This is a genomic window from Paenibacillus sp. HGH0039, from assembly GCF_000411255.1.
Classification (GTDB): domain Bacteria; phylum Bacillota; class Bacilli; order Paenibacillales; family NBRC-103111; genus Paenibacillus_F.
Genome location: NZ_KE150413.1, coordinates 1,583,866 through 1,597,057, shown reverse-complemented (window position 1 = coordinate 1,597,057; position 13,192 = coordinate 1,583,866). Strand labels below are relative to the sequence as shown.

General features: G+C 55.3%; 11 protein-coding genes. 1 reads left to right on the top strand and 10 read right to left on the bottom strand.

From position 1 onward, the window contains the following. Window positions 1–54 precede the first annotated feature (54 nt). The 10 genes from HMPREF1207_RS21605 to HMPREF1207_RS21560 form a co-directional block, all read right to left on the bottom strand. Window positions 55–2,202, bottom strand: a complete 2,148-nt coding sequence (locus HMPREF1207_RS21605; protein ID WP_009673239.1) for a DNA topoisomerase III — start codon at window positions 2,200–2,202, stop codon at window positions 55–57. Between the two features lie 215 nt (window positions 2,203–2,417). Next, entirely contained in the window at window positions 2,418–3,593 is a 1,176-nt protein-coding gene (locus tag HMPREF1207_RS21600; protein ID WP_009673234.1) for a tetracycline resistance MFS efflux pump, read from the bottom strand. A 40-nt stretch (window positions 3,594–3,633) separates the two neighbouring features. After that, window positions 3,634–4,269, bottom strand: a complete 636-nt coding sequence (locus tag HMPREF1207_RS21595; protein ID WP_009673246.1) for a KinB-signaling pathway activation protein — start codon at window positions 4,267–4,269, stop codon at window positions 3,634–3,636. A gap of 79 nt (window positions 4,270–4,348) precedes the next feature. After that, window positions 4,349–4,702, bottom strand: a complete 354-nt coding sequence (locus tag HMPREF1207_RS21590) for a DUF1516 family protein (RefSeq protein ID WP_016423976.1) — start codon at window positions 4,700–4,702, stop codon at window positions 4,349–4,351. 236 nt (window positions 4,703–4,938) lie between these two features. Further along, window positions 4,939–5,934, bottom strand: a complete 996-nt coding sequence (locus HMPREF1207_RS21585; RefSeq protein WP_009677220.1) for a Gfo/Idh/MocA family protein — start codon at window positions 5,932–5,934, stop codon at window positions 4,939–4,941. Continuing rightward, on the bottom strand, window positions 5,927–6,931 hold the full coding sequence (locus HMPREF1207_RS21580; protein WP_009677252.1) for a Gfo/Idh/MocA family protein: 1,005 nt from the start codon (window positions 6,929–6,931) through the stop codon (window positions 5,927–5,929). The genes HMPREF1207_RS21585 and HMPREF1207_RS21580 overlap by 8 nt, the downstream gene beginning before the upstream one ends. A gap of 114 nt (window positions 6,932–7,045) precedes the next feature. After that, window positions 7,046–8,290, bottom strand: a complete 1,245-nt coding sequence (locus HMPREF1207_RS21575; protein WP_009677240.1) for an NAD(P)/FAD-dependent oxidoreductase — start codon at window positions 8,288–8,290, stop codon at window positions 7,046–7,048. 146 nt (window positions 8,291–8,436) lie between these two features. Next, window positions 8,437–10,110, bottom strand: a complete 1,674-nt coding sequence (locus tag HMPREF1207_RS21570) for a b(o/a)3-type cytochrome-c oxidase subunit 1 (RefSeq protein ID WP_009677217.1) — start codon at window positions 10,108–10,110, stop codon at window positions 8,437–8,439. Window positions 10,111–10,139: 29 nt separating this feature from the next. Continuing rightward, window positions 10,140–10,610 (bottom strand): cytochrome c oxidase subunit II, encoded by a 471-nt coding sequence (locus HMPREF1207_RS21565; protein WP_009677258.1) that lies wholly within the window; start codon window positions 10,608–10,610, stop codon window positions 10,140–10,142. A gap of 54 nt (window positions 10,611–10,664) precedes the next feature. Then, window positions 10,665–10,838, bottom strand: coding sequence for a cytochrome c oxidase subunit 2A (locus tag HMPREF1207_RS21560; protein ID WP_009677255.1), 174 nt, complete (start codon window positions 10,836–10,838; stop codon window positions 10,665–10,667). A gap of 210 nt (window positions 10,839–11,048) precedes the next feature. Here HMPREF1207_RS21560 and HMPREF1207_RS21555 point away from each other — a divergent pair, with 210 nt between their 5' ends. Further along, window positions 11,049–13,148: an LTA synthase family protein gene (locus HMPREF1207_RS21555; protein WP_009677247.1), complete on the top strand. Its 2,100-nt coding sequence runs from the start codon at window positions 11,049–11,051 to the stop codon at window positions 13,146–13,148. Window positions 13,149–13,192 lie beyond the last annotated feature (44 nt).

The window sequence follows — 13,192 nt, the reverse complement described above, 5'->3', positions numbered from 1 at the left end:
TAAATGATATTAAAAAAGGCAGGAGATCACTCCCGCCCTTTTGACATATGAAGGTTAATCGTCTTTTTTGGCTAAGGCCGCCTTAAGAGCATCCCCCAGACTCGACCCCAAATCTTCTTGCTTGCTGTACTGCTTGACGAGCTTTTGCTGCTGATGCTTGGCGACTTTCCCCGTACTTTCGCCCAGCACTTCGACGACATTGCACGGGAGGCACTGGACGTATTTGCCCGCTTTGCCGGTTTTCAGCTCCATCTTCTTATGACACTGCGGGCAGCGCCGGTTGACGAGCTGCTTCTCCGCGGAGCGGCGGTATTCGCACTCACGGTTTGCGCACACGAGCATTTTGCCGCGTTTGCTTTTCCGCTCCATTAACCGTTCTCCGCATTCGGGACACCGGCTGTTCGTCAGGTTGTGCGGCTTGTATTCCGTCTGGCTCGTTCTTACGCCGGTTACAAGCTGCTTGGTCATATCGCGGATTCCGCTGAGGAACGTTTCGGTGCGGCCCCGTCCCCGGGCGATATCTTCAAGCTCCTGCTCCCACTTGGCCGTCAGCTCGGGAGAACGCAGCTCCTCGGCAACCAGCTCGATCAATTGCGTGCCTTTGCCCGTCGGGTGAAGGCACCCGCCTTCGCGCTCGATCGTATCGGAGCTGACGAGCTTCTCGATAATTTCCGCCCGCGTTGCCGGCGTACCGAGGTGGTGCTTCTCCATCTGCGTCAGGAGCGTCGCCTCCGTATGCCGCTTCGGCGGCTGGGTCCGGTGCGTGCCGACACGGCAGCGGACTGTCCCGGCGCTATCCCCGGCGGACAGCGCGGGAAGCTCTTGCAGATCCGCGCGGTCGGCGCCTTCTCCGCCGTCCTCTTCGTCGCCGTCACCGGAATCCGCGGCGGTTCCCGGTCCGTACACGCTCCGCCAGCCCGCATCCTTCACGACGCGGCCGGCCACGTGGAACGGCTCGCCGTCCACTTCGACGACCATCGCAGTCGTCTCGTAACGGGCAGCCGGATAGAACAGGGCGAGAAACCGCCGGACGATGAGGTCGTACAGCTTCCTCTCGTCCGTTGAGAGAGCGGACAGATTCACGTATTCATCCGTCGGAATGATCGCATGGTGGTCCGACACTTTCGAATCGTCCACAATCCGCTTCGACACGGGCAGTTGGCCCTTCATGAGCGGCTTCGCGAGCGGCGCGTACGGGCCGACGGCGACGGACTGGAGCCGCTCCTTAAGCGTGCCCGTCATATCGCTGGTGAGGTACCGCGAATCCGTCCGCGGGTACGTCACGAGCTTATGCTGCTCGTAGAGCCGCTGGAGCGTCGAGAGCGTGTGCTTCGCCGAGAAGCCGAACCGGCGGTTCGCATCGCGCTGGAGCTCCGTCAAGTCGTACGCGAGCGGCTGGGGCTCCGTCTTCTCGGTCTTCTTGACGGAGACGACTTTGCCGCTCTTGCCCGAGACGCGCTGCACGAGCTCGTCGACACGCTCGCGCTCGAAGAGGCGGCTCTCGCCGGAGCGCTGGCGCCACGTCCCGCGGAACGCGCCGAAATCCGCCTGCACGGTCCAGTACTCCACAGACCGGAAGTTCCGGATTTCCTTCTCGCGGTCCATGATCATCCCGAGCGTCGGGGTCTGGACGCGTCCGGCCGAAAGCTGCGCGTCGTACTTGCTCGTGAGCGCGCGGGTGATGTTCAGGCCGATCAGCCAATCGGCCTCGGCCCGGCAGACCGCCGACTGGAACAGGCGGTCGTATTGTTTGCCGGGCTTCAGGTTTGCGAAGCCCTCGCGGATCGCCTTGTCGGTCTGGGAGGAGATCCACAGCCGCTGAAACGGCTTGTTCCACCGGACCATTTCCATGATCCAGCGCGCGACAAGCTCGCCTTCGCGGGCGGAGTCCGTCGCGATGATCAGCTCCGCCAAATCTTTGCGTTTCGCCAGATCCGCAATGGCGCGAAACTGGTGCGACGTTTCCTTGAGCACTTTAAGCTTCATGCGGCCCGGAATAATCGGCAGATCTTCCAGATTCCATTTCTGATAACGGGTATCGTACTCTTCGGGCTCCGCAAGGCCGACAAGATGACCGAGCGCCCAGGTCACCACATGTCCGGGACCTTCGTAATACGATTTATGCTTTTGACCGCATCCGAGCACACGGGCGATTTCTTTTGCCACGCTCGGTTTTTCGGCCAGTACAAGTGATTTGCTCATCGAATTCTCCTTTAATAAACCGGTAACGGTCCGGTATGCCCGATTGCGGGGTTTCCCGGTACCGTTCCTCTCGTTTCCTTCTTCTATTGTAAAAACGTTTCCGGCGCCCCGTCAACCAAGGACGCCTTCCGGAGCTTTTTTCCGGGTCCGTGTAAACGGAAAAAACCCGCCGGGCAGAGGCGGGTCTTTCATCATGGGCGGATAGAACGGCAGGACTAAACGGTCTCCGGCAGTTCCTCTCCCGATTCGCGGTCCAGTTGGCTGAAACGCAGCAGCAGCAGGCCGGCCAGCACCGAAACGACGGCTCCGGCCGCGAAAGGAAGGCCGTGCTGGATGCCGAAGAGCGAAGTGCCCGTGATCGGTCCGGCGATCCGGCCCAGACTGTCCATGGACGAGCTGAGGCCCGTCGTGACCCCTTGACCGTGCCGGGTGCGCTGGGTTAACAGCGAGTTGACGCACGGCCGGATCATGGCGTTGCCGGCGCTGAACACGGTCAGGGCCAGCGTAGCCGACCAGAAACCGGCGGAGCCGAGCACGAGCAGGAAGCCTACGGCCGAAGCGAGCAGTCCGCCAAGAATGGCGACCTTTTCCTTCTTTTTCTTGGCAATGACGCGGACGAGTCCGCCCTGTACCAGCGCATCGGCAAATCCGCTGAACATAAACATCAAACCGATCTGCAGCGGCGTGACGCCGAACCGGGTGATCTGGAAATATTGGAAAGTCGCTTCCAGACCCGCGAGCGAGAAGGTGACGAAGAAAGTCATCATATACAGATAACCGAGCTTTCCGCGGAGAAGAGACCAGCGGGACGGCTTGTTCCCCTGATGCTGTCCCCTGTTTTCCGGCAGCGATTCTTTAAGTTTCAGGAATCCCGCGCAGAAGATTCCCGCGGACAGAAGCGCGGCTCCCCAGAACGGGAGCGACAAACTGAACACGCTTAAGGTTCCCCCGATCGCCGGACCGAAAATAAAGCCCAGTCCGATCGACATTCCGACGAAGCCCATAGATTTCGTCCGTTCCTCATGGGTCGTAATATCCGCGACATAAGCCAGCGCGACTCCGCTCAGCGCCCCCGAGCAGATGCCGCCCAAAATGCGGGATAGATAGAGGAGCGGCAGATTCGTTCCCGCCAGCGCAAGCAGGATGAAGGAAATCATAAAGCCGAAAATTCCGGTCAGCAGAACGGGCCTGCGGCCGATTTTATCCGATAGGCCTCCCCATAAAGGAGAAACGAGGAAGGACATGATGGAGTATATGGAGAGAACCCATCCCAGATGCGTCTCTCCTTTCGGTATTCCGTGCAGCAGCTCGGGCAGGACGGGGATAATCAATCCGAATCCGAGGTAGACGGTAAACATCAGCAGCATGATGAACACGACACGCTTGTTCATACGATCGGCCCCTTTGGAATTTCTTGTACCTGTGTAAAGATTATGCTTTCTTAACCTGCGCCTTTTTCATCTGCTGGTGTTTCTTCGTGTTCGTCAGCTTATGGAAAATAAGAATCTGCCACGCGTTGCAGGCGAGCAGGACGAGCGAGACGTACAGCAGCGAAGTCAAATCGTTGATGCTGAAAGCCGGGAGCATTTCCAGGCAGGTGACCACGATCATAAAGAACAGCGTCGGAATTCTGGCCGAAGCATTGGTCAGCTTCACCTTCACTTGCGAAACGATCAAACCCGCCACAGCGATCAGGACCGGAGTACCGACATACATCGCCAGGCTTTCCTTGCCTTCCGCAAAGCTTTGATAACGCAGGAAAAACAAGTTCGCGATAGCCATGACGATAAAGAACAGCTGAAGACCCGACCAGGCGCCTTTGCGGTTCCGGAGAATTCCGATCATGTAGTAATTCGTCATCAGGTAGGCGAAATATCCGACTACGCTGATCATACACATGGTAAGTGTCGCCATAATAATCATGGAAAATTCACTTGCTCCGCTCACCGCGACATCCATCGACACAAAGTCGGGGAAAATGGCCTTGCCGATTCCCCAGACGGCAATACCGAGAACAAGCCCGCCCAACATCGTAGACCAGAACAGAAACAGCATCGGTTTTAACATGATTTCTCTCCTTAACCGGATACACGGACAAAACCGTCCCCCATTTAGGCAGGGACGGTTCTACCGCTTTTTCGTTTACTTAAAATATTCCGTAGCCGAGAAGCACGACGATCAGGATCAGAACCGCCCAGACGACAAAAAGAATCTTGGTCGAAGATTCCTTGCCTTGTCCTCTTTTCATGCGTCCGAGAATCATTTCCATAAGACCGATCACAACGATAGCGATAATTCCCTTCACCACGTACTTGACCGGGAAGCCGTAGCCGATCAGCATGCCGATTCCGGAAACCAGCATGATCAGGTAGAACAATCTGAGGATCATAGGAGTAATTTTCTGCCGGTAAAAAATGGCGCTTACCACAAACAGGATGACGATAAACGCCCACGATCCCGCATGCGATTGATGAAAAATGTTTAACAACTTGTCTGACATGTCGATTCCTCCATGTTCGTATATGTATTCCTTGTAGACGCAGCAACGCCCTTATCATATCAAGCCGTCCGAGGGTTTACAAGGTCTTGCAGACAATAACCCATCCAATAAGACACTAGTGTCGGAAAGTGTTCACAAAACTTTGACCGGAAAAAAGACCCGAAAAAACCCGGGCGAAACCGGCAGGTCGCCTGCTCTGCGCAAGGAACCCGCCGGAACGCGCGGGTCCGGGGTTTTTATAAAAATGAACTCAGCACGACCGGCTTGCCCGCCTGCGCCGACTCGTACGCGGCCAGGCCGACGGCCGCCGCTTTGAGCCCGTCTTCGCCCGTAACCGGCACCGGCTTCCCGCCGAGAAGGGCGTCGACGAATCCTCTGATCATGTACTCGTCCATGTTGTCTCCCCAGTAGCTCCACTGGGCCTTGCCGGTGACATCGCTGAAAACCTCGTTCTTCTGCGCGAAGGAATCGATCGAAATGACCCCTTTCGTGCCGGTGATTTCCAGCGTTACGTCGCCCCAGGTCGGGAACGTTTTGCTGCGGGACCAGCTCGGATCCAGCACGGCAAAAACGCCGTTCTCGAACCTCACGTGCACCATGCCGGCATCGTCGATATCAAGCTCGTGAAAGCGGGTATCCGCATAGGCGAACACTTCACGGACGTCGCTGCCGAGGAACCAGCGCATCAAATCCATCACATGGACAGTATGGTCGAACACGGCCCCGCCGCCGGAGAGCTTCTTGTCGACGAACCATCCGCCCGGCATGCTGCCGCGGTTGGTTCCTTTGATGGCGATAATCTCGCCGATTTCCCCGCGGTCGACGGCTTCCTTGGCCTGCACGACAGCCGGTATGTAGCGGCACGGAAACGCTGTCATCAGCTGCACGCCATGGTCCCGGCACACCGTGATCATCTCTTCCATCTCCGCCGTGGAGATGCCGAGCGGCTTCTCGCACAGGATATGCTTCCCGGCTTTGGCGGAAGCGATCGTAAGTTCCGCATGGCGGGAATTCTCGGAACAGATGACGACGGCATCTAGATCGGTTCTCAGCAGCTCTTCCGCCGTGCTGTAGTAGGAGATCCCGTAAGTTTCCGTAATTTTGGCGACACGGTCCTTCTGTTCGTCGGCAATCCCGGCAACCTCGACCTCCGGCATGGCGTTTAACGCGTCAAAATACGAAAACGCGTGACCGTGAGCGAAGCTGATCATACCGATTTTGAGCTTACGCATGGGCGGCACCTCCTTTTAGCGGCAGCCGGACAGGCTGTCCCGTACGTGCGGATTCGAGGGCGGCCAGCACGATTTCCAGGGCCCGCAGCGCATCTTCCGCCGAAACGAGAGGTTCCTTGTCCTCCCGGATACAGGCCAGGAAATGCTTCAGCTCGTAGTAGTACGGGTCTTGGTAAGACGGGCTTTTCGGTACTTGCACCCCGCGTGCGCCGACCGGCGCCGCACTGCTCCTCAGCAGCTTCAAGGAATCCGTCTCCCGGCTGTTCAGCCGGATAATGCCGGCTTTACCGGCGAATTCGGCAGCTGTCGCGAAAGCGCCCGGATAGCCCCAGTGGCCTTCGAGATTCGCGATGGCGCCGCCTGCAAACCGCAGGGTCACGAGAGCGTAATCCTGCTCTTCGCTGCGCCGGTTGAGAGCGAATACTTCTTGTACTTCTCCGTATGCCCACCGGGCAAAGTCGATATCGTGAATCATCATGTCCATGATGACGCCGTGACTTTTGTCAAAATCGTTGTACCAGTCCTTGACGGTTCCCGGATGCGAGCCTACCCGTTTCAAGTGAGCCACCCCGGGTTCCCCGGTTACGCCGGCCTCCAGTTTACGTTTGAGATCCGCATATTCCGGGAAGAAACGGACCACATGGCCGATGAATAGACGCACGCCTTTCTTGTGACAGTAGGCGATCATTTCTTCGGCATCTTCCAGTGTCAGCGCAATCGGTTTTTCGCAAATGACGTGCTTTCCCAGATCGGCCGCTTTCATGACATATTCCTTGTGCAGATTGGTCGGCAGTGCAATGCTGACAACGTCAATCTCCGCCTCCGCCATCATGTCCTCGAAAGAAAAGTACGCTTTCGTCTGCACTTGTCCGGCCAAGTCCCGGGCCGTTTCTCGGTCGAGATCGCAAACTCCGGTTAATTCGACTCCCGGCAGCCGATGATAGTCCGTTCCGTGAACGGTCCCCATTGTTCCGCAGCCAACTACGGCGACTTTCATGCTTGTTCTCCTCTCCCTGAAGCAAAAATCTGTGCGGTACACACAGCTCCCTTCATTATATAGGATAGGAAGTAGCCATAAAATGTCTGTATGTTAAGTAGGCATTAATTTTTCTTAGCCTACATGCTTGACCTCGGAAGCCGGCGGGGTATGACGGGGTCTGTCGAACCGGAACAGCCGCTCCCCCGGATGGGTCAGTCCTTGCAGCCGGTTCACAATCATTTCGGCTCCAAGTACGGAGTATACCGTTCCGTTCCCGCCGTATACGAGCGAGAACATGCTGTTCGGAAATCCGTCCTGCACGCCGATCAGCGGATACCCGTCATGCGTTTCACCGAAAACCGCCGCCCACGAAAATTCCGCGCGAAGGTCAAGCTCCGGAAACAAGGCTTTCGCTTTGTCCAGCAAAATATCCGTCTTGACCGCAAGGCGGTTTATCCGTTCTTCTTCGGGAAGCATATCTTCGTCTTCCCCTCCCACAATAATTCTTCCGTCCGCGGTCGTTCGCATATACAGATAAGGGCGGGCCGTCTCCCAAATCATGCACTCCTTGTACCATCCGGGAAATTCCCCCACCGGTTGAGTCGCGATCGCGTAGGAGGTTAGCAGCTTGGCGTTGCGGTTGCGTTTCATTTCCTGGGTTTCGTACCCCGTCGAATAAACCGCATACTTCGCCTGTATCCGCCTCCGTTCTTTCGTATAAAAGACCGTACCGTTCGCGGTCTCCAACCGTGAATCGATTTCGGTCCGGGCATAGACTCTCATTCCGCTTGCGGCCGACACTTCGATAAGGCCGTTAACGCAGGCGTACGGATTGATGGCCGCATCCCCGGACGCGAGGATAGCCCCGGGTTTTGTGAAAGAGAATTTATCCGCTATGTCGCTTGGCTGCAAGTACTCGACTTCAAATCCGTATTTGTTCAGCGTCCGGTATTCTTCCTCCAACATCGGCACATCCGCTTCCGTGGAAGCCATGTAAAGCGATTTCCGCCGCTGAAACTGGGCGTCGATCCCTTCTTCTTCGCAGATCCGCCCCAGAGTGCGGACCGCTTCCTCGCACAGCTTGTAGAAGGCTACGCCGTTTTCCTCCCCGTAGGTGTGGATGCAGCTCGTTAACGTTTTGTCATTGAAAAATTGAATGAGCCCGGTATTCGCCATCGTACTGCCGCCGGCTATTTCCCTTGAATCCACAAGGACGGTATCGAATCCCGCCTTCGTAAGCATGTAAGCGCTCATGGCCCCGGACATTCCGCTGCCGATGACCAGAACTTCGCATTCTATATCTTCCTCCAACCGGGGATATCGCTTTTTTACGTTACTTGTATGAGGCCAGAGAGGATTTCCTGTTATCAGATCCATTATTTCACGGCTCCTTAGTCGTCTGTATATTCTAACGTTCAGTACCCGATTCCGGAACCGTTATAACTGGGAACGCCTTCCTTGTACGAAAATCGCGAAAAACCCGCCCGTGTAAACTACACAAGGCGGGTTGTTATTTTGCTGTTTTACCAGGTTACAAAAGGGATCGAGCCCGGCGTATCTCCGCCCATCATCTGGGCGACCGGTATCGTATACGCAACAAGGATCAGAACGGCGGTGACGCCGAGCCAAAGCCCCCAGCGCTCGAACAGCTTCGGAGTCGGCTCCGATGCGTCACGCACTTCAGCGATCGGGTACTCCGTCTCGCCTTTAGGCGAACGCATAAGCGCGACGACATTATAGATCATCAGGAGCACGGCTACGAAAAGAATCATGCCGCCGATCGCCATCGCGACATGGTAAGGCATCCACAGCACCGTGTCGGGGTGATTCTCGTACGTCGTGTACGCGGTTCGGCGGGGCGAGCCGAGCAGGCCGACGGTGTGCATGGAGCCCGACATGAAGAACATGCCGACGCACCAGAGAATCGTCTGCCAAATTCCCAGCTTGTGCAGCCTTTGCGTCAGCTGCCGGCCCGTAATCGCCGGGATCAGCCAGTAGGTGATCCCGAAGAAAGTAAGGGCCACGCTGGTCGCGACGGTCAGATGAAAGTGTCCCGTTACCCAGAGGGTGTTGTGCACGACCTGATTCATCTGGTTACTGGCATTGATGATGCCGCCCGCTCCCGCCGGAATAAAAATCAGCATCCCCATAAACGGAGCGAAGAACCGGACGTCCTTCCAAGGGAGAAACTTAAACCAGCCAAACAGGCCTTTGGCCCCCTTCGCCCTGCCTGTCGTTTCGAAGGTGGCGAACAGCGAGAACGCCGTCATCAGGGAAGGCACGATGACCATGAAGGTTAGAATAACCTGAAGGAATTTCCAGAACGAGCTGATTCCGGGCTCTGTCAACTGATGGTGAAACCCTACCGGAATCGAGAACAGCAGGAACAGGATAAACGAAAGCCGGGCAAGCGCGTCGCTGAATATTTTGCCGCCGATAACTTTCGGAATAATCGTATACCAGCAAATATAGGCGGGCAGCAGCCAGAAGTAAACGAGCGGATGACCGAAGTACCAGAATAAGGTGCGGCTCAGAAGGACGTTGACGGTGTCGACCCAGCCGAACGACCAAGGAATCAGCTGGAGCAGAACCTCCGCCGCTACCCCGATGGTCGCGACCTGCCAGAGCAGCATCGTAATGACCGCCATGAAGGCAAACAGCGGCGACAACTGCCCCTTATGAGTCCGCTTCCAGTAGCGGTAATTGATGAAGATGCCGAAGCCGCTCATCCAACTGCCGACGACAACCATCGTCAATGCGATGTAGAAATACGGCGATGCCTTAAGAGGAGCATAGAACGTGTATAGCACGGACGCTTTGTTGAGCAGGATAAAAACCGTTCCCAGCGCGGTTCCGCCCGCCATTAGGCCGAATCCGAGCCAGGCGAGGCGCCGCGGCAGCGGCAGTAGCTCGCCTCCGAGCGTTTTGGAGATACCCGAATACAGGAATCCGATAATGAAAAAGGTCGTAAAAATGAGCGCCATCAGCACGCCGTGTGCTGTCAGCAGCTGATAATAGCCGATACCGGCGGGCAGTTTGATCATGCCTCCGCGGACTAGGCCCTGCAGCACTCCGGCAATACCTCCGAGAAGAAGAGCGCCGAAAGCGAATAAAATGTGAGCGAGGACGAGCTTGCAGTCTTTCGGATTAAAGGCAGCGGCGGCTTGCCGCGCCGGTTGCATGTCGGTTCCGTTCATACATAACGACTTCCTTTCTGCCGGTGGGTTTAGTTAACGACTATCGTCGTTTTCATCCATTCGTGGGCTCCGCCGCAGTATTCGTTGCAGAGCACGAGATAAGAACCCGGCTTGTCGAACTTATACGTAAGATGATTCACTTCCCCCGGAAGCACCATCATGTTTACATTTGTGCCCGGGATTTCAAACCCGTGGACGACGTCCTTGCTTGTGATCATAAAATGCACGGTCGCTCCCGCGGGAATTTCCATCTTATCCGGCTTGTAACCGAACGCGAAAGCGGTCATAACGGCTTCGTATTCGTTCTCCCCTACTTTCTTCAGGCCCGGCTGATCGAAAGGCGGCGTCAAATCGACCTTCGCCGGATCGATCGTGTGCGCATGGCCGGTCGGCGGGTTCATTCCCATCGCAAACGCGGATACGCCGATCACGGACAGGAAAACGATGAGCATGGAGATGCCGAAAACGATCCAGATTTTCTCCAAACGATGAATATGCATGTAATATCCCCTCTTTTTTTTCCGATTCGCGGAACTTTTGGCGCATTTGTCCCGTTAACTTCTTATAAGGTACAGAGCAAATACGCCGAACCAGGTAATCAGAATAAACGCGCCCAGAATCATAACCGATGCGAAAGCGCCTTTCAGCTCCGGTTCCTTCTCGTTCGCCCCGCTTTGCGGAGCGGGCTTAATGTCCTGCTTTTCCTTGGCAGGCGCGAGCTTTGCCATAGCGGCATCCCCCTTTGTCAATGAAGCTTTTCATGGTTTCATCTTACCTTCGGCATGAGCACCCACATGTGATAATAATCACAAATTCTTTATGAAATTGTAACGATTTTGTTACAAGGTTTTAGGTATCGAGACCTGGTTCTACATGGTATAATGACAGAGCAAATCATATGTAAAATGTTTGTAAATTGAATGAACAGGAGATCTGTGATGCAGAAAGGTATTCATTTTATAGCGCGTCGGCTGCACTTATTCGTTTGGCCCCTGCTGCTCGTTGTCTTCATTGAGTTTTTAAATCGGGGAGGAGTGATGGCCGCCCTATCCTGGGTCAAGCACAGTCCGGGGGAAATGGTACTTAACTATTTGCTGACCTTCTGCCTGTTCCTAGTTTTTACCGCTTTGACCGGCCGGAGCCGCATCGCGTTCTGGATCGTAGCCGCTTTCATGCTGATCTGCGGTCTAATCAGCGGAATTAAATTCAAAATTCTCGGAGTGCCTCTTCTGCCCTGGGATTTGTTCCTCAGCAGCGAGACGACCGACATCGTCCAATACTTGAACGGTTTGTTCGATAAAACGATCGTAATCGGCATTATCGTCTTCCTTGCGGCCAGCGTCGCCCTGCTCTATTTCGTTCCATGGACCCATTCCCGCTTCCGCTGGAAAGAGAACATCGTTCTCGGTGTCCTTGGCGTCGCGCTCGCATGCGCCGTCTATTTCGACAAACCGGTTCCGATCAAATCCGCCCTTCATATCTCCACCATTCCCTGGAACCAGGCCGATAACTATCATGTCAACGGGTTTATGCTGTCCACCGTCATGAATATCGAGCAGATCATCATCGATGCTCCTCAGGGCTACAGCCAGGGGAATATGGACAATTTCGTGAAGCGGGTCGAACGCCGTACCAACGTAGATCCGAATGTAAAACCGAACATTATCGTCATTCTCGGCGAAGCTTTCTGGGATCCTACCCGGATGAAGAACGTAACGTTCAGCGAAGATCCGGTTCCGTTCATCCACCATCTCCAGCAGAACTATTCCAGCGGTTATATGCTGTCGCCCCAGTTCGGCGGCGGAACCGCCAATGTCGAATTCGAGGTGCTCTCGGGCAATTCGATCCGGTTCCTGCCGGAAGGCGCCATCGCCTATAACCAATACATGAACCGACGCGTCGATTCACTGGCCAGCATTTTAGCGAGACAAGGGTATCAGACGACGGCCATTAACCCGTTCCATAACTGGTTTTTCAACAGCCGCAACGTGTACCAGAACTTCGGATTCTCCAAATTCATTTCTCAGGAGTACTTCGAGCCGGAATACAACGGTCCTTATCTGGCCGACAAAGCGGTGATGAACAAAATCATCGAGCAGGTCGACAGCACGTCCGGTCCTGACTTTGTATTCGCGAACACAATGGAGAATCACGCGCCGTTTACACCGGATAAATTCAAACAGAACACCATCAAAGCGAGCGGCAATTTCCCGGAGGAAACGAAGGGCATGATCGAAACACTCGCCCAGGGCGTTCATAATACGGATGCCGCGCTCAAAATGCTCGTGGAACATTACGAGAAGAAAGGCGAGCCGACGATCATCATGCTGTTCGGCGACCATCTTCCGGCCATGGGCAATAACTTCCAGGCCTACAAAGATACCGGATACTTGAAGGACGATGACGATTCCGCAGCCGTACTGGATAAAATGTACACCCTGCCGGTCGTCGTCTGGGATAACTATTTGCCGAAGCACCAGGATAAGCTCGACATGAGCGCTTCCTTCCTCGGGCCTTATCTTTTGAATCTGGCGCAGCGCGAAGGAACGCCGTACACGGACTACCTGTTCTCCTTGTCCAAAAAGTTCCCGATGATCCCGCCCCGGAATCATTACGACCGCATGAAGCTGACCGAGCAGGATGTGACGGAGTACCGGATGCTCCAGTATGACGTGCTGTTCGGGGAGCAGTACAGCTTTAACGGCTTCCGCGACAAGATCATCAATCCGAAATACACACTCGGCTTCGGTGAGATGACGATCGACAATGTGTCGCCGCTTCACCAAAGCACGGCCGGAGGCAGCAGCGGAGATTCTTCCGTCGAAATCAGCGGCAAGAACTTTGCTCCGGGGTGTGTCGTCTATTTGAACGACAAGGCCCTAAAGACGACTTACGAGAGCCGCCAATCGCTCTCCGCCATCGTCCCGAAAGATGCCGCTGAACCCGGGAAACCGGTGAACTTGCAGGTGAAAGTGATCGATTCCAAAAACCTGCCCATTCAAACGACACCGGTCAAACAAGTGAATGAACTGAAATAACGGCACGATAAAAAAGACTTGGCCGTACGCTTCCCGAAGGAAGC